General features: G+C 53.7%; 27 protein-coding genes. 21 read left to right on the forward strand and 6 right to left on the reverse strand.

Annotated features, from left to right (window positions below; genetic code table 11):
• Positions 1-10 precede the first annotated feature (10 nt).
• From pgsA to THEAM_RS06380, 13 genes are read left to right on the forward strand one after another with little or no spacing between them, the layout of a single operon-like run.
• A complete protein-coding gene (gene pgsA, locus THEAM_RS06325; RefSeq protein WP_013538007.1) occupies positions 11-550 on the forward strand; it encodes a CDP-diacylglycerol--glycerol-3-phosphate 3-phosphatidyltransferase in 540 nt (179 codons plus the stop codon).
• A complete protein-coding gene (locus tag THEAM_RS06330) occupies positions 543-1,604 on the forward strand; it encodes an AI-2E family transporter (RefSeq protein ID WP_013538008.1) in 1,062 nt (353 codons plus the stop codon). The genes pgsA and THEAM_RS06330 overlap by 8 nt, the downstream gene beginning before the upstream one ends.
• Complete coding sequence (coaE, locus tag THEAM_RS06335; RefSeq protein ID WP_013538009.1) at positions 1,582-2,154, forward strand: dephospho-CoA kinase; 573 nt, start codon at positions 1,582-1,584, stop codon at positions 2,152-2,154. The genes THEAM_RS06330 and coaE overlap by 23 nt, the downstream gene beginning before the upstream one ends.
• Positions 2,151-2,951, forward strand: coding sequence for a TIGR00282 family metallophosphoesterase (locus tag THEAM_RS06340; protein WP_013538010.1), 801 nt, complete (start codon positions 2,151-2,153; stop codon positions 2,949-2,951). Before coaE ends, THEAM_RS06340 begins: the two co-directional genes overlap by 4 nt.
• A complete protein-coding gene (gene folD / locus THEAM_RS06345; RefSeq protein ID WP_013538011.1) occupies positions 2,929-3,783 on the forward strand; it encodes a bifunctional methylenetetrahydrofolate dehydrogenase/methenyltetrahydrofolate cyclohydrolase FolD in 855 nt (284 codons plus the stop codon). Before THEAM_RS06340 ends, folD begins: the two co-directional genes overlap by 23 nt.
• Positions 3,780-3,974 carry an ATP-binding protein gene (locus THEAM_RS06350; protein ID WP_041439506.1) on the forward strand — a complete coding sequence of 65 codons (195 nt, stop codon included), beginning with the start codon at positions 3,780-3,782 and terminating at the stop codon, positions 3,972-3,974. Before folD ends, THEAM_RS06350 begins: the two co-directional genes overlap by 4 nt.
• A 55-nt stretch (positions 3,975-4,029) precedes the next feature.
• Positions 4,030-4,491: a DUF4149 domain-containing protein gene (locus tag THEAM_RS06355; RefSeq protein WP_013538012.1), complete on the forward strand. Its 462-nt coding sequence runs from the start codon at positions 4,030-4,032 to the stop codon at positions 4,489-4,491.
• A 9-nt stretch (positions 4,492-4,500) separates the two neighbouring features.
• Entirely contained in the window at positions 4,501-4,836 is a 336-nt protein-coding gene (locus THEAM_RS09595; protein ID WP_083797273.1) for a lipopolysaccharide assembly protein LapA domain-containing protein, read from the forward strand.
• Positions 4,745-5,032 carry an RNA-binding S4 domain-containing protein gene (locus THEAM_RS06360; protein WP_013538013.1) on the forward strand — a complete coding sequence of 96 codons (288 nt, stop codon included), beginning with the start codon at positions 4,745-4,747 and terminating at the stop codon, positions 5,030-5,032. Before THEAM_RS09595 ends, THEAM_RS06360 begins: the two co-directional genes overlap by 92 nt.
• 8 nt (positions 5,033-5,040) lie before the next feature.
• Complete coding sequence (locus tag THEAM_RS06365; protein ID WP_013538014.1) at positions 5,041-6,636, forward strand: AMP-dependent synthetase/ligase; 1,596 nt, start codon at positions 5,041-5,043, stop codon at positions 6,634-6,636.
• Positions 6,633-7,442 carry a diaminopimelate epimerase gene (dapF, locus tag THEAM_RS06370; protein WP_013538015.1) on the forward strand — a complete coding sequence of 270 codons (810 nt, stop codon included), beginning with the start codon at positions 6,633-6,635 and terminating at the stop codon, positions 7,440-7,442. Before THEAM_RS06365 ends, dapF begins: the two co-directional genes overlap by 4 nt.
• On the forward strand, positions 7,400-8,107 hold the full coding sequence (locus tag THEAM_RS06375) for a uracil-DNA glycosylase (protein WP_013538016.1): 708 nt from the start codon (positions 7,400-7,402) through the stop codon (positions 8,105-8,107). The genes dapF and THEAM_RS06375 overlap by 43 nt, the downstream gene beginning before the upstream one ends.
• Positions 8,104-8,748: an endonuclease III domain-containing protein gene (locus THEAM_RS06380; RefSeq protein WP_013538017.1), complete on the forward strand. Its 645-nt coding sequence runs from the start codon at positions 8,104-8,106 to the stop codon at positions 8,746-8,748. The genes THEAM_RS06375 and THEAM_RS06380 overlap by 4 nt, the downstream gene beginning before the upstream one ends.
• On the opposite strand, the gene THEAM_RS06385 is transcribed toward THEAM_RS06380, so the two are convergent.
• The 4 genes from THEAM_RS06385 to THEAM_RS06400 are packed head-to-tail and all read right to left on the reverse strand — an operon-like array spanning position 8,733 to position 13,684.
• The gene (locus tag THEAM_RS06385; RefSeq protein ID WP_013538018.1) at positions 8,733-10,010 is read right to left on the reverse strand and encodes a TIGR04013 family B12-binding domain/radical SAM domain-containing protein; all 1,278 of its coding nucleotides are present in this window, start codon (positions 10,008-10,010) and stop codon (positions 8,733-8,735) included. The genes THEAM_RS06380 and THEAM_RS06385 overlap by 16 nt on opposite strands.
• Positions 10,011-10,862, reverse strand: coding sequence for a CoB--CoM heterodisulfide reductase iron-sulfur subunit B family protein (locus tag THEAM_RS06390; RefSeq protein ID WP_013538019.1), 852 nt, complete (start codon positions 10,860-10,862; stop codon positions 10,011-10,013).
• Entirely contained in the window at positions 10,855-11,976 is a 1,122-nt protein-coding gene (locus THEAM_RS06395; RefSeq protein ID WP_013538020.1) for a succinate dehydrogenase/fumarate reductase iron-sulfur subunit, read from the reverse strand. The genes THEAM_RS06390 and THEAM_RS06395 overlap by 8 nt, the downstream gene beginning before the upstream one ends.
• A gap of 13 nt (positions 11,977-11,989) precedes the next feature.
• Positions 11,990-13,684 carry an FAD-binding protein gene (locus THEAM_RS06400; RefSeq protein WP_013538021.1) on the reverse strand — a complete coding sequence of 565 codons (1,695 nt, stop codon included), beginning with the start codon at positions 13,682-13,684 and terminating at the stop codon, positions 11,990-11,992.
• Positions 13,685-13,858: 174 nt separating this feature from the next.
• On the opposite strand from THEAM_RS06400, the gene sdhA reads away from it, so the two are divergent.
• The 5 genes from sdhA (at position 13,859) to THEAM_RS06425 (ending at position 19,203) form a co-directional block, all read left to right on the forward strand.
• Positions 13,859-15,559: a succinate dehydrogenase flavoprotein subunit gene (gene sdhA / locus THEAM_RS06405; RefSeq protein WP_013538022.1), complete on the forward strand. Its 1,701-nt coding sequence runs from the start codon at positions 13,859-13,861 to the stop codon at positions 15,557-15,559.
• A gap of 9 nt (positions 15,560-15,568) precedes the next feature.
• Positions 15,569-16,534, forward strand: coding sequence for a succinate dehydrogenase/fumarate reductase iron-sulfur subunit (locus THEAM_RS06410; protein WP_013538023.1), 966 nt, complete (start codon positions 15,569-15,571; stop codon positions 16,532-16,534).
• Positions 16,534-17,397: a CoB--CoM heterodisulfide reductase iron-sulfur subunit B family protein gene (locus THEAM_RS06415; protein ID WP_013538024.1), complete on the forward strand. Its 864-nt coding sequence runs from the start codon at positions 16,534-16,536 to the stop codon at positions 17,395-17,397. Before THEAM_RS06410 ends, THEAM_RS06415 begins: the two co-directional genes overlap by 1 nt.
• A 93-nt stretch (positions 17,398-17,490) precedes the next feature.
• Entirely contained in the window at positions 17,491-18,816 is a 1,326-nt protein-coding gene (locus tag THEAM_RS06420; RefSeq protein WP_013538025.1) for a TolC family protein, read from the forward strand.
• A 9-nt stretch (positions 18,817-18,825) separates the two neighbouring features.
• The gene (locus THEAM_RS06425; protein ID WP_013538026.1) at positions 18,826-19,203 is read left to right on the forward strand and encodes an ATPase; all 378 of its coding nucleotides are present in this window, start codon (positions 18,826-18,828) and stop codon (positions 19,201-19,203) included.
• On the opposite strand, the gene THEAM_RS06430 is transcribed toward THEAM_RS06425, so the two are convergent.
• A complete protein-coding gene (locus THEAM_RS06430; protein ID WP_013538027.1) occupies positions 19,200-20,531 on the reverse strand; it encodes an SLC13 family permease in 1,332 nt (443 codons plus the stop codon). The two genes, THEAM_RS06425 and THEAM_RS06430, sit on opposite strands and share 4 nt — an antisense overlap.
• A gap of 11 nt (positions 20,532-20,542) precedes the next feature.
• Complete coding sequence (gene pyk / locus THEAM_RS06435) at positions 20,543-21,943, reverse strand: pyruvate kinase (protein ID WP_013538028.1); 1,401 nt, start codon at positions 21,941-21,943, stop codon at positions 20,543-20,545.
• Positions 21,944-22,001: 58 nt separating this feature from the next.
• Between pyk and thpR the strand changes: the two genes are divergently transcribed.
• From thpR to THEAM_RS06450, 3 genes are read left to right on the forward strand one after another with little or no spacing between them, the layout of a single operon-like run.
• The gene (gene thpR / locus THEAM_RS06440; protein ID WP_013538029.1) at positions 22,002-22,553 is read left to right on the forward strand and encodes an RNA 2',3'-cyclic phosphodiesterase; all 552 of its coding nucleotides are present in this window, start codon (positions 22,002-22,004) and stop codon (positions 22,551-22,553) included.
• Entirely contained in the window at positions 22,546-23,703 is a 1,158-nt protein-coding gene (locus THEAM_RS06445; RefSeq protein ID WP_013538030.1) for a DUF445 family protein, read from the forward strand. Before thpR ends, THEAM_RS06445 begins: the two co-directional genes overlap by 8 nt.
• A 14-nt stretch (positions 23,704-23,717) precedes the next feature.
• Positions 23,718-25,103: a phosphoglucomutase/phosphomannomutase family protein gene (locus THEAM_RS06450; protein WP_013538031.1), complete on the forward strand. Its 1,386-nt coding sequence runs from the start codon at positions 23,718-23,720 to the stop codon at positions 25,101-25,103.
• Positions 25,104-25,110 lie beyond the last annotated feature (7 nt).

The raw sequence follows: 25,110 nt of genomic DNA on the forward strand, positions 1-25,110 counted from the left end.
CGGAGGAAAGGTGGTAACCGTTCCCAACCTGATAACGCTCTTCAGGGTCTTTATGGTACCAGCATTCATTATGGCCTCTTTTTACAGGGAGTTCAAGCTGGCACTCTTGGTTTTCCTTGCCGCCGCAGTGAGCGACGCCCTCGACGGCTTCCTGGCAAGGCGCCTGAACCAGGTTTCCCAGCTGGGCGTAATCATGGACCCGCTGGCAGACAAAGCCCTCATAGACTCGGGTTTCCTCTTCCTCTCCTACGCAGACGGCAAGATACCGCCGTGGCTAACGGTGATAGTGATTTCCCGGGACCTCCTCATACTCTCAGGAGGGTGGCTGCTGTCTGCATTCGGCAAGCTCAAGAAGCTCCGCCCCACGCCCCTGGGGAAGGCCACTGCGTTTTTGCAGTTCACAACCATACTGATAACGCTGCTCCACTTGAACTTCCAGCTGTGTAACACTATCTGTTTAAAGGGGCTCTACTTAACAACGGCGGCCTTCACCGTTGCCTCTGCCGTTGAGTACACGGTGAAGGGGATAGGGGAGCTCAGTAGTGAGTAGATACCTTGCGGAAATCTACCTGTTTACAACCATCGTTGTCCTGATTGCCCTGCTCTTCCTGCTGAAGCCCGCCGTAATGCCCTTCTTCATAGCATCAACGGTGGCCTACCTGTTCCACCCACTATTTGGCTTTTTCAAAAAGAGCTTCAAGGGGAACGTTAAGCTGGCGGCCGCCTCAACGCTGGCCGCAATAGGGCTCGTAATCTTCATCACCCTTTTCATCATACTCCCAACAATCTTCGAACAGGTTCAGAGCTTCATCACCTACCTGCCCACGCTTATGCAGAAGCTCGACGCCGTAATCTACAAAACCTTCGGAGAGCACCTGCTAAAAAGGTTCCACTTCAACGCAGAAGGCTTCCACGAGATAATCAAGGAGCTCTACAGCAAACTCGGGAACCTGCCCATAGGGAACCTGCTATCGAAGCTCTTCTCGGGGGTCTTCTCCATACTCTCGATACTCATCAACCTGTTCGTAATCCCCTTCCTCACCTACTACTTCTTAACAACCGGAGACAAGGTTTTAGAGCTCTACATAAAAACGGCCCCCAAGAGGATACAGGCCGAGCTTAAGGCCCTGATAGACAAGGTCCACTCCTCCCTGTCGAGCTACCTGCTGGGGCAGGTGGCCGTTGCGGTTTTCGTAGGGGTCTACCTAAGCGTAGGGCTGTGGCTTGTAAAGATAAAGTACGCGCTCCTCATAGGGTTCATTGCAGGCGTTTTAAACATGATTCCCTACGTCGGCTTCTTCTCGGGCCTCATACCGTCGCTCCTGCTTGCGGCCTTCGACAACGGAACCTGGAGCGCCGTTATAGGGGTTTTAATCGTTTTCCTCACTGAAGTGGGGCTCGAGAACCTGATTTACCCGCTGGTTATGAGCAGAACAACCGGAATAAACCCGATACTGATTCTCCTTGCAACCTTCGTAGGAGGCTACGCCGGAGGCTTCCTCGGCATCGTGATAGCGGTTCCAGTTGCGGTAATGGCAGTTCCAATATTCGAGAGCTTCCTGGAGAAAAAGGAGGGAAGCATTGCTACTGGGGGTAACGGGTAACATAGGGGCGGGAAAGTCCACTTTCTGTGCCTTCTTAAAGAGCTTCGGCCTTCCCGTTTACAGCGCAGACGACATAGGCAAAGAGCTCCTGAAGAAAAACGCCCCGGCCCACGGGCCCGTAGTTGAAGCCTTCGGCAAGCAGATACTCAGGCCCGACGGCGAGATATCCACCAAAAAGCTTGCCGACCTGGTATTCAGAGAGCCCGAGAAGCTGAAGCTCCTCACCTCCATAACCCACCCCCTAATACTGGAAAGGATAGCCCAGATAGGCTCAAAACACCCCTTGGCGGTGGTTGAAGCGGCAGTAATGGTGGAGTACGGCTGGCAGGAGCACTTCGACAAGGTGGCCGTTGTGTTCGCCTACAGGGGTCAGAGAATCCTGAGGGCAGCCCGGAAGTTCGGGATAGCAGAGGCCCTAAGGAGAGATTCCCTTCAGCTTCCCTACGGGGAAAAGTTAAAATACGCCCATTACCTCATATGCAACACAGACTCACCGCTACACCTAAAAGAGCAGGCGGAAAAACTGGCAAAGGAGCTGGAGGTCCTGTGAGAGTAGCCCTTATAGGGGACGTTGTAGGCAGGCCCGGAAGGAGGGCCCTCCACCTGTGGCTTCAGGAGCACGGAAAGGAGATAGACCTCTGCATAGCGAACGGCGAGAACGCCGCCGGAGGCTTCGGGCTCACCGAGAAGATAACCAAAGCCCTCCTCTCCTACGGCGTAGACGTTATAACGGGAGGTAACCACACCTTCGACAAGAAGGAGATTTTCCAGTTCATAGACAACTACCCCATTTTAAGGCCGGCCAACTACCCCGAGGGCACGCCCGGCAAAGGGTTCATAACCGTAGAGGTTAAAGGGCTGAAAGTTCTGGTTGTTAACCTGATGGGCCGGGTGTTTATGGAGTGCCTGGACAACCCCTTCAAAGTGTTCGACAAAGTGGTAGAGGAGAACGAGGCAGACCTTGTAATAGTTGACTTCCACGGGGAAGCTTCCTCCGAGAAGCAGGCCTTCGGGTTCTACGCAGACGGCAGGGCAACGGCCGTTTACGGAACCCACACCCACGTTCAGACGGCCGACCTGAGGCTGCTGCCTAAAGGAACACTCTACATAACCGACTTAGGGATGTGCGGCGCAACAGACTCGGTAATAGGGATGGAGCCGGCAGAGGGGGTCGAAAGGTTCGTTAAGCAGCTGCCGGTCCGCTTTAAGGTCCCCGAAAAGCCGAAGCTCATTCAGCTGTGCGGCGTTGTGTTTGAATACGACCCTCAGCTCAAGCAGATAACCTCCTTTGAGAGAATCTACAAGCTCTACGAGAGGAGAGAAGATGGCAGTTATACTGGACGGTAAGGCGCTTTCCGAGAAGATAAGGGCCCAGATAAAGGAGGAAGTTGAAGCCCTAAAGGAGCGGTTCGGCAGGGCTCCCACCCTTGCGGTTGTCCTGGTGGGCAACAACCCGGCAAGCGAGATATACGTGAGGAACAAGGAGAAGGCGTGCCAGAAGGTGGGTATAAACTCCGTGGTTCTTAAACTCCCCGAAACGGTTACACAGGAAGAGCTCAACGAGAGGGTTTTTAAGCTCAACGAAGACGAGACGGTAGACGGCATAATAGTCCAGCTACCGCTGCCGGAGCACCTTTCGTGCAGGGAAGTTCTCAACTACATCTCGCCCGAGAAAGACGTTGACGGCTTCCACCCGGTAAACGCCGGAAAGTGTATGCTGGGCCTCTACGACGAAGGACTAATGCCCTGCACGCCGGCGGGTGTTATGAAGTTCTTTGAGGAGTACAACATAGAGCTTCAGGGCAAAAACGCCGTTATGGTGGGCCACAGCAACATAGTGGGCAAACCCCTTGCAAATATGCTCCTTAACGCAAACGCCACAGTTTCGGTCTGCCACGTATACACAAAAGACCTTGCGGCCTATACCCGACAGGCCGATATACTCTGCGTGGCAACCGGCGTTCCCCACCTTATAAAGGCGGATATGGTCAAGGAGGGAGCCGTTGTAATCGACATAGGCATAAGCCGGGTTAATGGTAAGATAGTAGGAGATGTAGATTTTGAAAAAGTTAAAGAGAAAGCGGCTGCCATAACTCCGGTTCCCGGAGGGGTAGGCCCCATGACCATAACAATGCTCCTTTTCAACACGGTTAAGGCGTTTAAAATGAGGATAAAGTGAAAGTTATCCCCTACATAGACCAGGAAAGGTGTATAGGGTGTGAAATATGCGTAGATGTGTGCCCGACAGGCGTCTTTGAAATGAGCGGAAATAAGGCCGTAGTTATGAAACCCGAAGCCTGTAACGGGTGCGGACTGTGCGTTGAAAACTGCCCCGTAGACGTTATAACCCTTAAATGGACAGACCTTTAAACCGCCTATGGTAAAATTCCCCCGAGATTTCTCAAAAGCTTAGGGAGTTTTCCGTATGTACTTTCTGTTAAAATCGCTCTACCTCTACTCAGTATCGCTGTGGGTAGGCTCCCTCTTCTTCTTCACGGTTGTAGGTGCCCCCATGGCCTTCAAGGTTCTAAAAAAAGAGGAGGCGGGAAAGTACACCGGCAGCGTGTTCCCCAAGTACTTCGGACTGGGATACCTGTTCGGAGCCGCCGCTTTGGTATCGTTTTACCTGCTTACAAAGGGCAACTTAAACGCAGTTTCGTGGCTGAACCTTGCCCTTTTGCTCTTAATGAACCTGCTGAACTTTGCAAACGGCCTCTTTATAGTGCCGAAAGCGGGCCTTTTAAAGGCCTCCTTCTACAGAACGAACGACAAAAGCTACTACGATAAGTTCCTGAAACTCCACACAGTCTCCATGGTGCTAAACGCCGTTACGCTCGTTTTAGGCCTTATGGTAATAGGCATAACCGCCCTCTACTTAACCTTTTAGAGCGGTAAGATGACGCTGAAACAGAACGTATACGCCATCATCGTTACCCTGATAGTCGGCGGGGTGACGCTGTTTGCCCTCCAGAACTTTCAAGACGTTAACGTAACGATTCCCTTCGTAGGTGTTTTCCACACAAAGCTCTTCGTGGTTATAGTCTTCTCGTTCCTTGCGGGCTTTTTAACGGCCGGTTTCCTGTCGCTGATAATGAAGCTCTTTGCACTGCCCACAACCATAAAGCGAAAGAGGAGAAAGGGTGAGGCTGGACCAGTTTCTGAAGCTGGCACGGATAGTAAAGAGGAGGAGTCTGGCCAAGGAGCTGTGCGACAACAGGGTGGTAAGGATTAACGGCCAGCCTGCAAAACCTTCGCGGGAAGTAAAAGAGGGCGACCTTATAGAGATAGACACAGTAACCCGCTACCTGAAGGTGGAGGTTTTAAAGGTCCCCTCCGGCAAGAACGTCTCCAAGAAGGAGGCGAGGGAGCTCTACAGGGTTATCGAGGAGAGGCGTAAGAGCGTAGACGACATAATAGACCTCATTTAGGGGTAGCCATGGGGAACTTCCTGGACAGGGTGTTTGAGAACATCAGGGAGCGGGAAGACAAAGAGATTCTGGTGGGGAAGAAGGGAGGCAAGTACTACTCCCTCAACTTCTCCCAGCTGGGAAGCATGGTTGCAAACCTCCAGAGGGAGCTTCAGCTCTCCCCCCAAGACAGGGTGGTGATTTTCATGGAGAACCGCCCGGAGTGGATAGGGGCACTCTACGCCGTTTTGTTCGGCGGCGGAATAGCGGTTCCGGTAGACTACCTGCTTTCGGAGCGGGAGCTCTTCAACATACTGAAAGACTCCCAGCCGAGGGTGGTTGTAACGAGTAACCAGAACTACGAAAAGGCCAAGAAGGCAATAGAGAAGCTCGGCTACTCGGCGAGAATAATAAACGTTGACTCACTAAACCTACTGAGGGAAAACGGCCAGTTAGAGTTTAAAGAGAGAAACCCCGAAGACGTGGCGGTTATCCTCTACACCTCGGGAACAACGGGCAACCCCAAAGGGGTTATGCTCTCGCTGTCTAACCTGGACCACAACGTTAAGGCCGTAGAGAAGCTGGGCTTTTTAAACGAAAGCGACCGCTTCATAGCAATCCTGCCATTCCACCATACCTACCCCCTAATGGCAACGGCCCTGCTGCCGATGGCCTTGGGGCTGCCGCTCGTTTTCATAGAGAAGCTCACACCGGCCGATATACTCTCCACAATGAACGAGCAGCAGATAACGATAATGGTGGGGGTTCCGAAGCTCTACCACGTTATCCACCACAACATAATGGCAGAAATAAAGAAACTCCCGCCCTTAAAGAGAAGGATGGTTGAAGGGGCCCTGAAGCTCTTCAGGAAGGGAGCTCCCCGGAAGGTGAAAAAGCAGTTCTTCAAACAGGTCCACGAAAAGGTAGGCAAACACCTGAGGTTCATGATAAGCGGCGGAGCCAAGCTGAGTGAGGAGGTGTGGAGAGACTTTGAGGCCATGGGATTTAACGTTCTTGAAGGCTACGGGCTAACCGAAACCTCTCCCCTCATATCGGTTAACAGGCCCAACAGGAAGAAAATCGGCTCCGCAGGACTGCCGGTAGACCAGGTAGAGGTGAAAATCAGCGAGAAGGGCGAGATAGTTGTAAGGGGCCCCAACGTTATGAAGGGCTACTACAACAAGCCCGAGGAAACGGCGAAGGTGATAAAGGAAGGGTGGTTCCACACGGGAGACCTGGGCTACATAGACGAAGAGGGCTTCATCCACATAACGGGAAGGGCCAAAGAGGTAATAGTCCTCGACAACGGCAAGAACGTGTACCCCGAGGATATCGAGATAGAGATTCTCAAAAGCCCCTATATACTGGAAGTGGGGGTTTTCTACCACGAGGGCAAGCTCAAGGCGATAGTAAGGCCCGACTTTGAGCTCCTGATGGAAGAGGGGATTAAGGAGATAAAGGAGTTCATAAAGCGGGAGATTAACCGCTGCACCCGACACCTTCAGCCCTACAAGAAGGTTAAAGAGTTTGCCATAGTAGACGAGGAGCTTCCCCGCACCCGCATAGGAAAGCTCCGCAGGTTCCTGCTACCCAAAGTGTGGGAGGAGGTGCACGGGAAGAAATGAAGCTCAAGTTCGCCAAGCTCCAGGGAACCGGGAACGACTTTGTAATCATCAACAACCTTGCAGGGGAGTTCGACAGGTTCAGGGGAACCCTGCCGGTTAAAGAGGCCGTAAAGAGAATCTGCTCCCGGAGAACCGGCGTAGGAGCCGACGGCCTCATCCTAGTAGAGGACTCAACCGTTGCCGACCTGAGCTGGCGGTTCTACAACGCCGACGGCTCAACGGCCGAGATGTGCGGCAACGGAATGCGCTGCTTTGCCCGGTTTGTATACGAAGAGGGGCTTGCCCCCAACGAGATGAGGGTTGAAACCCTTGCGGGAGTAGTGGAGGCCTTCGTATACGGTCCCATAGTGAAGGTGGGACTTACAAAGCCCCGGGAGCTGGCCCTGAACCTGAAGGTAGACGGACTAACCGTTCACTTCATAAACACCGGAGTTCCCCACGCAGTTATCTTCGTAGAGAGGGCAGACGCGGTAAACGTTAAAGAGATAGGGAGAAAGGTGAGGTTCCACCCCCTGTTTGCACCTGCCGGAACCAACGTTAACTTTGTGGAAGTCCGCCTTGATAGAATCGTGGTGAGAACTTACGAAAGGGGCGTTGAAGACGAAACCCTTGCCTGCGGAACGGGCTCTGTGGCCTCGGCGCTGATTGCGGCAAAGGTGTTCAAGCTCTCCTCTCCGGTTGAGGTGGAGGTGAGAAGCGGAGAGAGGCTGAAGGTTCACTTCGACCCGAAGCTCAGCAGGGTCTACCTTGAAGGGGGAACGAAGTGGATTTACGACGGACTCCTGAGGAGGGAAGTTCTCCAGTAGAGGAGCTGAAAAGGGCGATAAAGTTCCTTGAGCTTATGGGTTTTAAAGAGGTAAGGCTGCCGGAGGGTGTTGTGGAAAGAGCGTTCGACCCGATAGAAGAGCTTGAGAAGGTGAAAGAGGAGGCTCAGAAGTGCTGTAAGTGCCGCCTGTGCAAAACAAGGCACAACGTTGTTTTCGGCGAAGGGGACCCTCAAACAAACCTGATGTTCGTAGGGGAAGCTCCCGGAGAGCAGGAAGACCTCCAGGGAAGGCCGTTCGTAGGAAGGGCCGGCCAGCTGCTCTCCAAGTTCTTGAACCTCTACGGTGTAACCCGCGACCAGATATACATTACAAACGTTTTGAAGTGCCGGCCTCCGAACAACCGAGACCCGGCACCCGACGAGATTGAGGCGTGCTACCCGTTCCTTGAAAAACAGATAGAGCTCATTTCGCCCAAGGTGATACTCTGCCTGGGAGCATTTGCGGCCCGGACAATCCTCAACCTGCCGGAAAGAACTCCGATTTCGCGGATAAGGGGCAAGGAGCACAAAACGACAATAGGCGGCGTAGAGGTGACCGTTATCCCCACCTTCCACCCTGCCTACCTGCTGAGGAACAGAAGGGGGGAGCCGGAGTTTCAGAAAGACCTCGAGCTGGCCCTGAGGCTTGCGGGGTTCTTAAAGTGAAAGAGCTTATTGAAAAGGCCAAAGAGATACACAAAAGGTTAAAAGAGCTGTTCCCCGAGCCCCACAGGCCAAACAGAACTCCCCTTGAGCAGGCCGTTTTCACAGTTTTAAGCCAGAACACCACAGACCTCAACGCCTCCCGCTGCCTTGAAAGGCTGAAGAGGGCAACGGGAGGGAAGCTCCTTGAGATTCCGCAGCTTACAACAGACGAGCTCGTAGAGGCCATAAGGCCGTGCGGCATGTTCAAACAGAAGGAGAGGGCCCTGAGGGAGCTCGTTTCGCGGTGGCCTCGGCTGGAGGAGAAGCTAAGGGAGCTTCCCCCCGAGGAAGGGATAAAGCTCTTAACGGAACTTCCCTACATAGGCCCAAAAACCGCAAGGGTGATACTCACCTTCGGCTTCGGAAAGAACACCTTTCCCATAGATACCCACTGTAAGAAGGTTTTGAGCAGGCTGGGAATTTTCCCGAAAGGGTGGAGCACCGAGGAAATCTCCCGCTTCTTCGAGAAACACTTCTCGGCCCGGTTCAACAGGGAGCTCCACTACAACCTTATACGGCTGGGAAGAAGGGTGTGCAAGGCCCGAAAGCCCGAGTGTGAGCGCTGCCCGCTGCGTAACCTGTGCAGTTACCGGCGCAGGTAGCGCTCTATCTTCTGTGCAAGGAGCTCCTGCTCCCTCCAGTTACCGAAGATAACGCCGCTGGGCAGAAGCTCCCTGATGAGCTTCTCCATCTTCCTGTGAACCTTACCGGCGGGCTTACCGGCAAAAGGGGTCTGGGGCAGCGGCATGAAAGTGTGGGCGTGAACCCGCGCCCCGAGCTTCACCAGCTCCCTCATCACCTTAACCGTTTCAAGAACGTCCTCTTCGGTCTCTCCGGGAAGGCCGAAGATAAAATCTACGTTTGCCTTAAGGCCCGCCTTAACCGTTATCTTTACGGCCCTTACAACGTCTTCAACCGTGTGCCCCCTGTGGCACAGCTTTAAAACCCTGTCGCTGCCCGACTGGGCGCCTATCACCAAGTTGTCGTTACTTGCAAACTCCTTAACGAGGGAAACCGTCTCTTCGGTAACGTGCTCGGGGCGCACCTCCGAGGGGAAGGAGCCGAGGAAAATGCGCCCGCCGGGGCCGGCCGCCCGCTTGGTCTCGGCCAGGAACTCCCTCAGGGCCTCAAGGTTAACCGACTTGCCGTCTTCGGAGCCGTAGCTAAAGGCATTAGGCGTAATAAAGCGGAAGTCCTTAAGGCCGAACTCCCTCATACGGGAGATAACCTCAACAACCTGTTCAAGGGGCCTGTGCCTCTGGCGGGCCCCGAACATAAAGGGTGTTTGGCAGTAGTAGCACACGTAAGGGCAGCCCCGGGATATCTCTATCGGGCCAAACTTCCTGTACTTAAAGGATACAGGCAGGTAGCGGCCGAGCTCCACCGGCCTCCTTCTCCCGGTAAATACCGGACCGTTAGGAGTTGAGAGCCACAGCCCCTTTACGCTCAAAAGCTCTTTCTCCCGTAGAAGGGCCAGGAGAAGCTCGGGGAAGGTCTCCTCTCCCTCACCGTAGCAGACCGCGTCAAACCCCATAGAGAGGGTTTTTTTCGGCATTCCGATAGGGTGAGGCCCGCCGGCAACCAAGAACAAGTTGGAAGCAGTGGCCCTCGCAGTGGCCCTCAAGGAGGCAACAAGGGGCTCTACGTCCCACACCTGGGTGGTGAAAAAAGAGAGCGCAACAACAACCTTAGAGTGCTTTTCAGATAGCTCCTTTACGCCGGAAAGAAGCTCCTCTTCGGTTCTAAAAAAGAAAAGCGGGAGCTCGTGAAGCTCTTGCTCCCGCCGTGACTCCAACGCACCGGCTAAAGCGTTAAACCCGTACCTATTGCTCTTTTTATAGAAGAAAGCAACGGCTAAATCCACCTACTTCGCCTTATCAACCTTCACAAGGTGGTGGGCAAGCCCCGATTCCTCCTTATCTATACCGAAAGCGTAAGCCATCAACTCCGGAAGAAAAGAGGAAGGAACCATGGGAGGCTTTTCCATATTCAGCTGGTAGATATCAAAGGACTTAAAGCAGAGCGGACACGGAGTTGCAACAACATCGGCCCCGGTCTTTTTAACGCTCCCCAGAATCCTGTTGAGCTTCTTCAAGGTCATACTCTTATCGGTAAAGAAGGAGTGGTAGCCGCAACAGGCATCCCTGTGCTCGTAGTCGTCTACAACTTCGGCCCCGAGGGCTTTAAGGATTTCCTGAAGGGAAGAAGGGTTATCGCTGTTGTCGACGGCTATATCCTTTGGGTATAAAACGTGACAACCGTAGTAAGCCGCCACCTTCCAACCTTTCAAGGGCCTTTTAACCGCCTTCCTTATCCTGTCGTAACCTACAACGTCCCTGAAGAAGTCCAAGAGGTGGTAAACCCGAGCGGTCCCCCTATACTCAAGTCCCTCCTCTTTCAACAGGGCGTTTATCTCCTCCCTCAGCTTCTTGTTCGTATCCATGGCCCTTTTGGCCTTAGCTATAACCATGTAGCAGGTGTTACAGGAGACCAACAGGTCCAACCCCTTAGCCTCGGCAAGGGCTATGTTCCTGGCGTTTATGGCATAAGAGAGCTTCCGGTTCTCCTCATCTATCGTGTTCCCGCCACAGCAGGTGGTCTCCTCAAGGAGCTCAAGCTCAACATCGAGCCTCTTAAAAGTCTCCTTCATAGTCTCGAACATGTGGGCGTCCTGCCCCTGAAAACAGCAGCCCTGGTAGAAGCCTACCTTAACCATCGTTACCTCCGAACAACCCTTTCAGTTTAGCTATAAGCCCCCTGCTGCTCTTACCCTCCTGGTGCGCCTTGTCTATGATGGTGCAGATGTCCGCCTTGAAAATCTCACTCACCATCCGGTCTATCTTCCTAACGTGGGAGTAGTCGAGCTCAAGGGCCTTATCCTCCTTAGAGAGGATTTCGAGGTAAATATCCCTGAACTTCATAAGGCTCTTAACAGGTTTTGGAACCTCCCAAACCTCAACGCCCATCTCCTCGTAGGCCTTTGTAAGCTTCTCCCTTGCCTCCTTGTTGCCGTAAACCTCCTCGGGTAAGTAGAGCCTGTTAATCTGACCGGTTGCGTAAATCCAGTCGACAAAGTGCTTAAGCTTCTTGGCTCCGGGCTTATCGGTAAAGCCTCTCTTAACCGCCTGCCCCCTGAGGTTCTGGATATCCTCTGCCGGCTTAACTCCCTTAGGACAAACGTAAAGACACTTCTGGCACTGAACACAGCTCCACAGCCCGCCGGAAACCGCATAGCGGATACGCTTCTCCTTAGCGGTCTCTATGTCTCGCCTGTCCACCTGGAACCTGTAGGCCCTGGAGAAGGCAAAAGGCCCCCTGTAACGCTCGTTATCCTCAACCGCCTCACACGCCGAATAGCAGGAGAAGCAGAGCATACAGTGAATCTGGTCTTTGTAGGCCTCCATCTCCTCCGGGTAGATAATGCTCTCGTGCATCGGGTCGGTGGGGACAACGCGGGGGTCGGGAACCAGCCAGGGAATCAAGGTCTTCATCTTCTCTATCGGCCTGTCGATATCAACAACCAGGTCCTTTATAACGGCCATATGGTTCAGAGGGTCTATCCTTAAAGGCCTTCCTTTCCAAGTATCTACCAGCTCCCTCATAGGGGTTTTGCAGGCGAGCTTCGTTTTACCGTTAACCCTCACAGAACAGGAACCGCAAACCTCACTCCTGCAGAAAGCCCTGAAGGCGAGGGTCGGGTCCAAGTTATCCTTAATGTAGAGGAGTGCATTGAGAAGCGTTCCCTCAACGGGAACCTCGTACTCCTTGTAGTAGGGCGTTTGGTCCTTATCGGGGTCGTATCTGAAAACCTGAAGAGTTACGGTCTCCATGGCACATTCCTCCTTAATACTTACGCTCCTCCGGCGGGAACTTGGTAATCACAACAGGCTTCCAGGAAAGCTCAAGCTCTCCGTCATCTTTCAGCCTTACAACCGAGTGCTTAAGGAAGTTCTTATCGTCCCTCTTGGGGTAGTCCTTCCTCGCGTGGGAGCCCCTGCTCTCACGGCGCTCAATTGCGGGAACTGCAATTGTAGGAGCCAGCTCAACGAGGTTTAAAAACTCAAGGACCGATACAAGGTCGGTGTTGAAGCGCTTTCCGGTATCGTAAACCTTAACGTGCTTGGCCCTCTCCTTAATCTCCCTGAGCTTCTCAAGGCCTTCCTTCATAGAAGTCTCTTCCCTGAAAACGCCGAAGTGGCGCATCATAACGTTTCCGAGCTCCCTGCGGAGCTGAGGCATACTCTCCTTACCGTCGGCCTCCATAAGCTCAAGGATTCTCCTCTCGTCGTCCTTCTGCTTCGCCATAGAGGGGTTAGTCTCGGGGGCTTCGTCGGCGTACTTAACTGCCTCAAGGGCGGTGAGCCTGCCGTAAACGAGAACGTCAAGCAGGGAGTTCCCTCCGAGCCTGTTTGCACCGTGAACCGATACACAGGCACACTCTCCGGCGGCAAAGAGCCCCTTTATAGGGGTTCTGCCGAGCTTATCGGTATCTATGCCGCCCATAGAGTAGTGGGCGGTAGGAGCAATGGGAATCGGCTCCTTAACCGGGTCTACACCCTCGTATAAAATTGCGTGCTCCCTCGTTTGGGGCAGCCGCTCGTTAATCTTCTCCTCCCCCAGGTGGGTAAGGTCGAGGCAGATGTAGTCTCCGTTGGGGCCACAACCCCTGCCTTCGTCTATTTCCGTCTGAATGGCCCGTGCAACTATGTCCCTGGGGGCAAGCTCCATTTTCTCGGGAGCGTAGCGCTTCATAAAGCGCTCGCCGTCCCTGTTTCGCAGGTAGCCGCCCTCGCCCCGGGCACCCTCCGTTACGAGAATTCCCGTTTTTGCAAGGCCCGTAGGGTGAAACTGGATAAACTCCATATCCTTCAGAGGCAGCCCCGCCCTTAAAACTGCGGCGGTTCCGTCGCCGGTGTTACCGAGGGCGTTAGAGGTCCTATTCCAGTAAACCCTTGCGTGTCCGCCGGTTGCAAGGATAACGGCCTTGGTTTTTATGAGGTGAACGCCGCCGTTCCTTATATCCCAGGCGGTAAGCCCCTCAACCTTTTCGCCGTTGTGGATTATGGAGAGGAGAAACCACTCGTTCAGAAAAGTAACGTTGTTTTTAAGGCACTGCTCGTAGAGGGTTTGAAGTATGTAGAAGCCCGTTTTATCGGCGGCGTAACAGGTTCTGGGGAAAGACGCACCCCCAAAAGGTCTCTGGGCAATTCTACCGTCGGGCCTGCGGGAGAAGGGAACTCCCCTGTGGGCTATGTCGTAGATTACGGCAGCCCCCATTTTGCACATTATGTCAACTGCATCCTGGTCGGCAAGGAAGTCACTCCCCTTAACGGTATCGTAGGCGTGAGCTTCCGGGCTATCCCCTACAGAGTGGGTGAGAACGGCGTTTATTCCCCCCTCGGCAGCCCCCGTGTGGGAACGGGTGGGGTAGACTTTGGTCATAACCGCAACTTTTAAAATGGTGTTCTCGGCAGCCCAAAGGGCCGCGTAAAGGCCGGCACCGCCACCACCGACTATTACGATGTCGTATTCAAGCATTAAATCCTCCTAACATAGGATTATCTGAATCATATAAATAGGTCAAGGGATTTAAAATTTTACAAAATTTTTACAACTTAAAAAAGAAACGGTCACAAAACCCTTTTAACCCTTCGTCTTACAAAGTAACATAAAATCGTAACTAACAACAAAACTCTACCCACCGGAGGCGCAATGCTTCAATACGACATAGTAATCGTAGGTGCAGGGGGTGGAGGGCTCTACGCCGCCCTTGAAACAAGTAAAAGCAAAGGACTCAAAGTAGCGGTAATCAGTAAAGTCTTCCCTACACGCTCCCACACAGGCGCAGCACAGGGCGGAATCAACGCCGCCTTGGGGAACGTAGCCCCCGACAGCCCAGAGAAACACGCTTACGACACCGTTAAAGGGAGCGACTACCTGGCCGACCAAGACGCAGTAGAGCTGATGTGCCAAACGGCACCGAGGATAATCCGGGAAATGGAGCATATGGGACTTCCCTTCTCAAGGCTCCCAGACGGCAGGATAGCCCAGAGGCCCTTCGGAGGAGCTTCCTTCCCCAGAACCTGCTACGCGGCAGACAAAACCGGCCACGTTATGCTCCAAACCCTATACGAGCAGTGCATAAGGAACGGCGTCACCTTCCTCGATGAGTGGTTCGCACTTTCGCTGGTTCACAACGGAGAGAGGATTGCCGGACTTGTGGCAATGGACCTTAAAACCGGCAAGGTAGAGGGCATCCAGGCAAAGGCGGTAATCCTCGCAACAGGCGGGCACGCAAGAATCTACTGGAAGAGAACCTCTAACGCCCTCGGCAACACCGGCGACGGCCCGGCAATGGCCCTAAGGGCGGGCGTTCCCCTGAAGGACATGGAGTTCGTCCAGTTTCACCCGACCGGACTCAGGAGAACCGGAATCCTCGTAACGGAAGGGGCCCGCGGAGAAGGGGGATACCTGATAAACAACAAAGGTGAACGCTTCATGAAGCGTTACGCCCCAGAAAAGATGGAGCTCGCACCAAGGGACCTGGTCTCCAGGGCGATAGAGACGGAAATAATGGAAGGGCGCGGCTTTGAGGATGAGGAAGGGAACAAGTTCGTCTACCTCGACCTAAGACACCTGGGCAGGAAGAAAATCCTCGAAAGGCTTCCCCAGATAAGGGAGCTCGCAATCGACTTTGAAGGCGTAGACCCGATAGAGGAGCCTATACCCATAAGGCCTACGGCCCACTACTCCATGGGCGGCATAGACACCGACATCTACGGCAGAACTCTCATAAAGGGTCTCTACGCCATAGGGGAGTGCGGCTGCGTATCGGTTCACGGCGCAAACAGGCTCGGGGGGAACTCCCTGCTGGACATAGTCGTTTTCGGGAAAATCGCCGGCGAAGACGCCGCAGAGTTCGTCCCCGAGGTTAGCCAGGTTCCGTTCCCCGAGGGGGCGGTAAAGAGAGAAGAAGAGCGGATAAAAGCGCTGTTCAACGGCGACGGGAGCGAGAAGCTCTACAAGCTGAGGAACGAGCTGAGCGACGCAATGAGCGCAGGCGCAGGGATATTCCGGGAGGAAAAGGGGCTCAGAGAAGCCCTCGAAAAGGTTCGTCAGATAAAGGAGAGGGCAAAGAAGCTGAAGGTAGAGGACGGAGAGTCCACCTTCAACACGAACCTGCAGCAAACCCTGGAGTTCCTGAACATGGTTGAAGTGGCAGAAACGATAGTTCTGGGAGCATTAGAGAGGAAGGAGAGCCGCGGTGCCCACTACAGGCTCGACTATCCGAAGAGGGACGACGAGAAGTTCCTGAAACACTCGGTTATCGTAAGAGGCGAAGACGGGGAGCTGAAGCTCTCCTGGAAGCCGGTAACGATTACCAAGTGGCAACCGGAGGAGCGTAAGTACTAAGGAGGAGCCATGGAAAAGAGAGAAGTCACATTCAGGATAAAACGGTTCAACCCCAAAAAAGACAAAGAGCCCTACTACCAGGAGTTCAAAGTCACCGTTTACAAGGGAATGACCGTATTAGAGGTTCTCCAGACGATAAAAGACACCTTAGACCCGACCCTGGCCTTCAGGGCATTCTGCCGCAGTGCTATATGCGGCTCATGTGCCGTTAGGGTAAACGGATTTCCCAAGCTGGCCTGTAAAACCCAGGTGTTCAACGAGCTGGACAAGTTCCAGACTGACACACTCACCATAGAGCCGATTGGCAACATGGAGGTAATAAGGGACCTCATAGTGGACTGGACTCCCTCAATAGAGAAGATGAAGGCTATGAAGCCCTACCTCATCCCTGACCCCGAGGTAGTTCCGCCGACCCCCGACGAAGAGAGCAAGGTGTACCCGGAAGAGCTTAAAAAATTCGACAAGTTCACAGACTGTATCCTGTGTACCTCCTGCTACTCGGCGTGCCCGATGGTAGAGCTCGACGACAACTACGGAGGGCCGTTCCCCCTTGCCCGGGTTTACAGGTTTGCCGTAGACCCCAGAGACGCCCTGAAGAAGGAGAGGGCGAAGATAGGCTTTGCCTACGATATGTGGAACTGCGTAAGGTGCCAGATGTGTGCCGACGTGTGTCCGAAGCACGTGGGCCCGGTAGACGGAATCATGAAGCTGAGAGGGCTCTCCATAGAGGCCGGCATGAAGGACAACCCGGGAGCCCGTCACGTTATGGCCTTCTACAAGTCGCTGCTCGAGTCGGGAATGCTCAACGAGGTGCTCCTACCCCTCAGGTCTAAGGGCATTAAGGGCATCCTTGAGAACCTGCCCATAGGTATAAGGATGATTCTCAAGGGTAAAGCCCACTCCCCCATTATGAGGCCGATTGCGGAGCACGAAACGCTGGTTAAGGTGATGAAAGCAGCTATGGAGGTTGAGTAATGGCTGAGTTTGCTTTTTACCCCGGATGTGCGGCAAAGGGAGCTTCCAAAGAGCTCTACGAGTCTACGGTTGCCGTTGCGGAAGAGCTTGAGCTCAAGCTCACCGAGCTTCCCCAGTTCAGCTGCTGCGGCGCCGGAGTGCTCGAGGAGATAAAAGAGGCCCTTGACCTTGCAGTTAACGCAAGGAACCTTGCATACGCAGAGCGGGAAGGGTTTAACACTGTAGTAACCGTGTGCAGCACCTGCCTGCTTGTTCTGAGGAGGACCAAGTACCTCCTCGACAACGACGAAGAGCTTAAAAGCAAAGTTAATGAGATTCTGGCCGAAGCGGGCCTTGAATACAAAGGGAACGTAGAGGTCAAACACTTCCACTGGGTTCTCCTTGAAGAGCTTGGCGAAGAGGGCCTTAAGGAGAGGGTGAAAAAGCCCCTAACGGGCCTGAAGGTTTACCCCTACTACGGCTGCCACACGGTAAGGCCCTACGAAATTCTGGGGTTTGAACCCTCCGAGAACCCCCAGTCGCTCGAGCGGATAATAAGGGCCATAGGCGCCGAGCCGGCGGTAGGCGAAAGGCGGCTAAAGTGCTGCGGCTTCCACGCCTTCTGGCCGAACCCAACCGGCTCAATGGTTCTCACCGGCCTCAACCTCAAAGACGCAAAGGAGAACGGTGCAGACTGCGTTGTTACGCCGTGTCCGCTGTGCCACATGAACCTCGATGCCAACCAGTCGAGGGCACTGAAGACGATAGGAGAGAGCTTCCAAATCCCCGTTTTACACCTCCCGCAGCTTGTGGGCCTTGCCCTGGGCATAGAGCCCAAGAAGCTGGGACTCCACAGGAACATAGTGCCCGTTAAGGTCGGTTAGAGGCTCCCTCCGGGGAGCTTCCCCTCCTTGACATCTCAATCCCCTTAAAAGTATAAATTAATCGCAATACTCCGATTAAGTGGGGAACCCCTGATGAGACTGAAAATAGCGCTCCTCTCCCTGCTGGTGGCAGGAAACGCCTACGGCATAACCTTAGACGAGGCCGTAAAAACGGCCCTTGAGCGGAACAACCAGCTCAAGGCCCAGAAGATAGAGGTTAAAGAGAAGCAGTACGACTACAAGGCCGCAAAGGCCCACCTGCTCCCCAAAGTTGAGCTGTTCACCAACTACAACAAAACAACCGATCCGCCCTACGCAATAATGAACCGAATGGAAGTCAAAAAGCTCGACATGTACAACACCGACTTTAACGACCCCGGGAAGTCGCAGCTCTTCAAAACGGGCCTGAAGGTTGAAGTTCCCATATGGATGGGCGGCAAGATAAGAACCGCCGTTGACCTTACAAAAAAAGAGGTAAAGGCGGCGAAAGAGCGGCTCAAGAGGGACGAAAACAGGGTCATACTCGACGTGGTGAAGGCCTACTACGGCGTTCTCACGGCCAAGGCCTTTGTCGAGACCGCTCAACTTGCCGTCAGAGACGCAGAGCGCCACCTGAAAGACGCAGAAACGGTTTACAAGGCGGGCGTAGGTTTAAAGTCGGACGTTCTGAGAGCTAAAGTCTACCTTGAGCAGATGAGGGAGAACCTCGTTAAGGCCCAGAGCGCCTACCAGGTTGCCCTCAGGGCCCTCAACGTTGCGATGGGCCTTTACCCCAACAGCGAGATAACGGTAGAGGGTGACCTCACCTACAGACCCTACAGCTTCAACCTCAACAGCCTTATAGAAGAGGCTCTGAAAAACAGGCCCGAGCTTAAAGAGCTCCAAGTCCGCTACCAGCAGACCAAGGACCTTGAGAAACTGGCGAAGGCAGAGTTCCTCCCCCACATAGGAGCCTTCGGAGAGGTGTTCGCCGCAGACAGCAAAGTTCCCTGGGACAAGGAGAACTCCAGCTGGATGGTGGGCTTTCAGGCAACCATAAACCTGTTTAACGGCGGAGCAAAGTTCTACAAGCTCCGCAAGAGCAAACTGGCCAGCCTGAAGGTAAAGGAGTACCAAGAGCAGGCCAAGAAGGGAATAGCGTTTGAGGTGTCGAAAGCCTACTACGACTTCCTCTCGGCCCAAAAGAGGGTTGAGCTGGCAAAGGCGGCAATAGAGTCGGCTCAGGAGTCGCTGAGAATCGTTGAGACCCGCTACAAGAACGGACTTGCAACCATCACCGAGCTTCTCGACACCCAAACGGCCCTGAACCAGGCCAGGAGCAACTACGTAGCGGCCCTCTCAAACTACAGAATGGCCGTGGCCCAGGTTTACTACGCCGCAGGACTGCTGCCCAAGAGGTACGACGAACTCGTTCAGTAGGAGAGACCCATGAGGAGAGCTGCTTTGCTGGCCCTGGCGGCCTTAGCCTTAGCCGGATGCGGCAAAGAAGAGGCTCAGGGACCGAAAGCCGAAAACTACGCCTCGGTTAAGCTCGACGCACTGGCATACAGCAACGAACTCGGTAAAAAGGTTGAGGAGCTTCTCAAAAACGGGAAGCTCCCTCCGGCCGTTAAGGCAGAGCTTGTAGAGCTTCGCTCCTTCCTGAGGGGAACCGGAGTTTCGCCCGAGGAGGCACTGAAGGCCCTGAACACAGTTTTAAAGTTCCAGAGAGAAAAAGGAGTTGAGCTCTTCAGCCCGGAAGAGATAAAAGAGCTCAAAGAGGTAATTAAGGTAAGGGCCACCTACCGTAACCCGGTGGTGGCCTAACCATAAACCCTCACGAGGAAGCTCACGAGAACCGCTATAACAAAGGCAAAGAGCAGGTTCAGAGCGAGCCCCACCCTGAGCATGTCCCTCTGCCTGATAAAGCCGGTGCCGTAAACTATCGCGTTGGGGGGCGTTGCAACAGGCAGCATAAAGGCGCAAGAGGCGGCAATACCGGCAGGCATAGCAAGGTCGAGGGGAGACACTCCCAGCCCCTTCGAGGCCGATATCAGAATCGGCACGAAAATTGCGGCAGTTGCGGTGTTGCTCATAAGCTCCGTCATGAAAATCATAAACAGGCTAACAGACAGAATGAGCAAAAAGAGGGGAAAGCCGCCTACAAGAGACACAAACTCCCTGGCTATAAAGGAGCTCGCACCGGTAGTTTTAAGGAAGTGGGAAAGGGCTATTCCCCCTCCGAACAGGTAGAGGGTACCCCAGTCGGTTCCCTCTTCAAGCTCCCTCCAGTTCAGAAGGCCGAAGGCGAAAAGCAGGATAACGGCAGATACGGCAACAAGGGCGTCGAACCCCTTGGAGATGCCGAGCAGGTGGGAAAGGGGCTTACTGAAGAGCCAACCCAAAACCGCAAAAAGGAAGACAACAAACACCAAGTAGTGCTCCCTGCGGAAGGAGAAGTCAACCGGCTCTACGTTGAACCCTCCGGAGAGCCGTGGCCGGAAGTAGAGAATGAGGACAAGGTAAAGGAGCGGGAACAGAACCAAAACGGTCGGCAGGCCGAACTTGAGCCAGTCTACAAACCCCATGCCGAGGTCTGCGGCGGTTATGCCGTTTGGCGGACTCCCTACTAAGGTTCCTATTCCCCCTACGCTGGCCGAGTAGGCAACGCCCAGGAGGACGAAGCTCTTAAGGCGTTCATCGGACGCCGCCCCTACAATCCCCAGGGCAAGGGGGAGCATCATCGCAGTGGTAGAGGTATTGCTTATCCACATAGAGATAAAGGCGGTAGCCGCAAAGAGCAAAACGGTGGCGGCAACGCCGCTCCCCTTAGAGAGGGAGACCACCTTGTAGGCTATAAAGGTGTCGAGCTTGAACTTTGAAAGGGCCGCAGCAAGGGCAAAACCGCCCAGGAACAGGAAGATTATGGGGTGGGCAAAGGAGGCAAAGGCCTCTTTAACCGAGCCGCAGCCCAGCAGAACCCCCAGAACAGGAATGGAAAGGGCAGTAACCGGCAGCGGCAGGACCTCAAATATCCAGAAGGAGGCTGCAAATGCAAGGAGTATAAGGCCTTTTTTCACATCAATCGAAGTGTTGAGGGAGAGTATCAAAAGGGCCAAAAGGATGAAAAGGGTCACTCCGGCGGCTCTCTTCAACGTTCACCTCTTCAATTTACGGTTACCACCTTGAGGAGATTGGTCGTTCCGGGAACGCCCGTAGGCGCACCTGCAAGCACTATAACCTTGTCGCCCTTCTTAACGATTCCCCTCGAGGCGGCAAGGCCTACAGACTGGGCTATAACCTTGTCGGTGGTGTCGGGCGGAACGGTGAGAAGGGGCTCTACCCCCCACACAAGGTTGAGCCTGCGGAACGTCTCCCTGTCGTGTGTAACTGCGTAGATGGGAACGGGCGGCCTGTACTTGGCGACTGCAATTGCAGTTGCCCCGCTCCGGGTAAAGGGGATAATGGCTTTAACTTTTACTTCCCGGGAGAGGTTGCAGGCCGACTTCGCAAGGGAGTCTTGAAGGGTTTGGGCGGGAAGCTCCATATAGCGCTTGTAAGGGTAAATTTTCTCCGCTTCCCTCGCCACTTTTGCCATCGTTTTAACCACCTTAACCGGGTACTTCCCTACGGCGGTCTCCTCAGAGAGCATAAGGGCATCGGTACCGTCTAAAACGGCGTTGGCAACGTCTGTAACTTCGGCCCTTGTGGGAACGGGAAGGTCTACCATAGACTTGAGCATCTGAGTGGCGGTAATAACGGGTTTACCGGCCTCGTTGGCCTTCCGTATGAGCTGTTTCTGGATAACGGGCACCTTCTCTATGGGCAGCTCCACACCCAGGTCTCCCCGGGCAACCATAAGGCCGTCGGCAACCTTGAGTATCTCGTCTACGTTCTTTACCGCTTCCGGCTTCTCTATTTTGGCTATAACCGGAACGGTGCTGTTAAGGCTCTTTAGAAGCTCCTTTAGCTCAAGAACGTCTGAAGCGGTTCTCACAAAAGAGAGGGCTATAAAGTCTGCCCCCACTTCAACTGCAAACTTCACATCTTCCCTGTCTTTCTCGGTAAGGGCGGGAACCGAAAGCTTAGAGTGGGGCAAATTCACCCCCTTGTGGGAGGTAAGGGGGCCTCCAACGAGGACTTCACAGACGATATCCCTCCCCCTAACCTCCTTTACCCTGAGCCTGAAGGCGCCGTCGGCAAGCAAAATGGCCTCCCCCTTTTTCACCTCTTTGTGGAGGTTGGGGTAGTTAACGGTAATCTTTCCCTTCTGCGGCTTCCCGGTGGTAAGGATAACGGTATCGCCCCTGTGGAGGAAAAGGGGCTCCTTCTGCAACTTGCCGATTCTTATCTTGGGACCGCACAGGTCTACAAGGATGGGCAGGGGCGTTTTAAGCTCCGACTCTACGCTCCTTACAAGCTCAACCCGCCGGCGGTGCTCTTCGTGGGTTCCGTGGGACATGTTGAGCCTTACAACGTTAAGGCCGGCCTCAACCATCCTCCTCAGGGTTTTTTTATCGCTCGAGGCCGGCCCCAAGGTGGCAACGATTTTCGTTCTCTTTTTCACTTCTCTTCTCCGTTTAGTTGCTTGGTATAGAATATTTTATCCCCCAACGGGAGGAGGCGTGAGAAAGAGACTCTTTGTGGGCAGTTTCGTCCAGATTCCCCAGGAGGAAGTTAAGAAGGTAAGGAGCACCATTGAGAGCCTGAAAGTAGAGGGCAAGTGGGTTGAGCTCCACAACCTCCACTTCACCTACAGGTTCATCGGCGAAGTAGAGGAGGAAAAAGTCCCCCAAATAGTCCAGATGTTAAGGGGAAGGCTCAAAGGCGTCGAGAGCTTCCCGGTAAAGTTTACCGGCCTCGGAACGTTTACGAGTAACGGCCTGCCAAGAGTTCTGTGGATAGGAGTTGAATCCCAAGGCGTTTATACGGTTAAAGAGAGGGTAGACCAAGCCCTGATGCCCTTCGGCCTGCCCCCCGAGAGGGAGTTTAAACCCCACGTTACCCTGCTCAGGATTAAGAAGCTCCGAAGGAGGGGGAAGCTGGACGAGCTCGTAATGAAGATGAAGAACCACGTTTTCCTCGAGAGAACAGAAGTAAGCGTAGCCCTCATAGAGAGCAAACTCACCCCCCAAGGTCCCATCTACTCGGTAGTGGAGGAGTTCAAACTTGGTTGAGAAAATACTGCCTCCGGCCATTGGCGCATTCATAGGGTACTTCACCAACTACCTGGCCATAAAGATGCTCTTCTGGCCGAGGAGGCCTTACTACCTGTTCGGCATAAAGCTGCCGCTGACCCCGGGGCTCATCCCCTCAAAGAGGGAGAAGCTTGCAGAGGCCATAGGAAAAGTGGTCAAAGAGAACCTGTTAACCGAAGAGACCTTAAGGAAAAGGCTAAACGAGGAGAGGGTAAGGGAGAGTTTAACTCAGCTTGTCGACTCCTTCCTGAAGGAGCTATCAAGAAACGTTGAAGGGTACGTTACAGAGTTCCTCAGGAAAGTAGAAGACAAACCATTAAAGGAGTTCGTAGAGCCCTCGCTGGTAAAGGAGAAGGGAGAGGAGCTCCTCAATACTCTCTTAAATAAACTCAACGGGAAAGAGGTTAGAGAGCTTCTCCCCGAAAGCCTCCAGAGGGAATTAGAGGCCCTGATAGACGAAAAACTCGAAGAGGCGGCAGAGTATCTGGCCCAACAGGTGAAAAAGCCCGAGTTCCAGGAGCTCATCTACACCGTAGTGAGGGAAAACGTAGAGAGACTCCAGGCGGTTGTGCCTTTCCTGCCTCCGGCCGTTTACGAAACGGTAACGGAGAGAATAACCGGGCTCGTTGTGGGGGCGGTTGAGAAGAACGCATCGAACCCGGAGTTCAAGGCCAAAGTCTCCAAGTGGCTCTGGAAGAAAACCCAGGAACTCCTCAGCAGAAAAGTGAAAATCGAAGGGAAAACCAGGAAGAGACTCGAGAAGCTCCTGGAAGAGGCCCTCACAGAGCGGGTAGAGGAGCTCTCCTCAAAACCCTTAAAGGAGCTCCCGGCAGTTGAGAACTTCATCCGCGGGGAGCTCGCGAAGCTCATAGGCAACCTCCTCGAGAAACACGGCAGGGAGATATCGGAGATGGCAGCGGAGAAGCTCCTGCAGGTGATAGAGGCGGAGCTCCCTGTAATAATGGAATCCCTCGACGTTGAAAACTTAGTGAAGGAGAGGATAAACTCTCTACCGATAGAGGAAGTGGAGCAGATAGTCCTCAGGCTGATAGCAGACGAGCTCAAATACATTACACTATTAGGGGGAGTCCTCGGCGCCATAATAGGGGCCGTTCAGATAATAATCTAAGGTAAGGAGGGAAGATGATAAAGTTCGGGACCGACGGCTGGAGGGGCGTAATCTCAAGGGAGTTCACATTCGATAACCTGAGGAAAGTTGCCCTTGCCCACGGAAAACTACTCAAAGAGCAGGGGGCCAAAAGGGTTGTTGTAGGGTACGACCTTCGGTTCCTCTCGGAAGAGTACGGAAGGTTCGTTGCAGAGATATTCGCCGGAATGGGGTTCGAAACGGTTCTCTCAGACGGGTTCTGCCCCACGCCTGCAGTATCCTACAACACAAAATACGGAAACTTCGACAACGGCGTTGTAATAACGGCATCCCACAACTACGGAAAGTACAACGGCTACAAAGTTAAAGAGAGCTTCGGAGGGGCCGCACGAACCGAATTCACAAAAGAGATAGAGAAACGCATACCCGAAGTTGAAAGCCTTGAAGCTCCGAAGGGAGAGCCCAAACTCGAAGACCTCGTAACCCCCTACGTTGAAGGGGCCAGAAGCCAGATAGAGCTCTCACTCTTTAAAGAAAAAAGCGTGAAAATAGTCCACGACCCCATGTACGGAGCCCAGCAGGGCTGTTTCGTCAAAGCGCTGGTGGGGACAAAGGCGGAAGTTACCGAAATCCACGCCTACAGAGACCCCCTCTTCGGAGGTAAACACCCCGAGCCGATAGTAGAGGAGAACATCACGGCCCTTATGGAGAAAGTAAGGGCCCTGAAGGCCGACATAGGCATAGCAAACGACGGAGACGGCGACAGGGTCGGAATAGTAAACGAAAAGGGGGAATTCGTAAACTCTCAGATAGTTTACGCCCTGCTACTGCTCCACATCATAAGGAACAAGGGCAGAAGGGAAGGAGTGGTTGTAAAAACCGTAAGTACCGGCTACCTGGTAGATAGAATCTGCCGCAAACTGGGAATAGAGCTTATAGAGGTTCCCGTAGGCTTCAAAAACATCACAGAGGTAATCCTCCGGCAGAAAGTCCTGTTCGGAGGCGAGGAGAGCGGCGGCTACGCCCTTGTAGACTACCTGCCCGAAAGGGACGGGCTGCTGATGGGCCTCTTAATGGTAGAGAAAATGCTTGCAGAGGAAAAGAGCGTATCCCAAATGGTAGAGGAGCTCTTCAAAGAGTTCGGCGCCGCCTACTACAAACGCATGGACCTTCCGGTAACAGAGGAAGAGAGGAAAGCCCTCGAGAGGATAAAGGAGAACCCGCCGAAAGAGTGGGAAGGGCTAAAAGTTTCAAAAATTTTAACGATAGATGGAGTTAAGATTATCTTCGAGGACGACTCCTGGATACTCTTCAGGCCGTCTGGAACGGAGCCGGTATTTAGAGTCTACGCCGAAACTCCGGAGCCGAAAAGGACCGAGAAGCTCCTCAGCTGGGGAGTAACCTTGGTTAAACAGCGTTAGAGAGGAA

Origin of the sequence: Thermovibrio ammonificans HB-1, from assembly GCF_000185805.1 — a bacterium.
GTDB lineage: Bacteria > Aquificota > Aquificia > Desulfurobacteriales > Desulfurobacteriaceae > Thermovibrio > Thermovibrio ammonificans.

What these genes read in the sequence shown, in the direction of transcription:
- folD (WP_013538011.1), top strand. Translation starts at nt 2,929, where the DNA reads ATGGCAGTTATACTGGACGGTAAGGCGCTTTCCGAGAAGATAAGGGCC.
- THEAM_RS06355 (WP_013538012.1), top strand. Translation starts at nt 4,030, where the DNA reads ATGTACTTTCTGTTAAAATCGCTCTACCTCTACTCAGTATCGCTGTGG.
- THEAM_RS09595 (WP_083797273.1), top strand. Translation starts at nt 4,501, where the DNA reads ATGACGCTGAAACAGAACGTATACGCCATCATCGTTACCCTGATAGTC.
- THEAM_RS06365 (WP_013538014.1), top strand. Translation starts at nt 5,041, where the DNA reads ATGGGGAACTTCCTGGACAGGGTGTTTGAGAACATCAGGGAGCGGGAA.
- dapF (WP_013538015.1), top strand. Translation starts at nt 6,633, where the DNA reads ATGAAGCTCAAGTTCGCCAAGCTCCAGGGAACCGGGAACGACTTTGTA.
- THEAM_RS06390 (WP_013538019.1), bottom strand. Translation starts at nt 10,862, where the DNA reads ATGGTTAAGGTAGGCTTCTACCAGGGCTGCTGTTTTCAGGGGCAGGAC.
- THEAM_RS06395 (WP_013538020.1), bottom strand. Translation starts at nt 11,976, where the DNA reads ATGGAGACCGTAACTCTTCAGGTTTTCAGATACGACCCCGATAAGGAC.
- THEAM_RS06400 (WP_013538021.1), bottom strand. Translation starts at nt 13,684, where the DNA reads ATGCTTGAATACGACATCGTAATAGTCGGTGGTGGCGGTGCCGGCCTT.
- sdhA (WP_013538022.1), top strand. Translation starts at nt 13,859, where the DNA reads ATGCTTCAATACGACATAGTAATCGTAGGTGCAGGGGGTGGAGGGCTC.
- THEAM_RS06410 (WP_013538023.1), top strand. Translation starts at nt 15,569, where the DNA reads ATGGAAAAGAGAGAAGTCACATTCAGGATAAAACGGTTCAACCCCAAA.
- THEAM_RS06415 (WP_013538024.1), top strand. Translation starts at nt 16,534, where the DNA reads ATGGCTGAGTTTGCTTTTTACCCCGGATGTGCGGCAAAGGGAGCTTCC.
- THEAM_RS06420 (WP_013538025.1), top strand. Translation starts at nt 17,491, where the DNA reads ATGAGACTGAAAATAGCGCTCCTCTCCCTGCTGGTGGCAGGAAACGCC.
- THEAM_RS06425 (WP_013538026.1), top strand. Translation starts at nt 18,826, where the DNA reads ATGAGGAGAGCTGCTTTGCTGGCCCTGGCGGCCTTAGCCTTAGCCGGA.
- THEAM_RS06450 (WP_013538031.1), top strand. Translation starts at nt 23,718, where the DNA reads ATGATAAAGTTCGGGACCGACGGCTGGAGGGGCGTAATCTCAAGGGAG.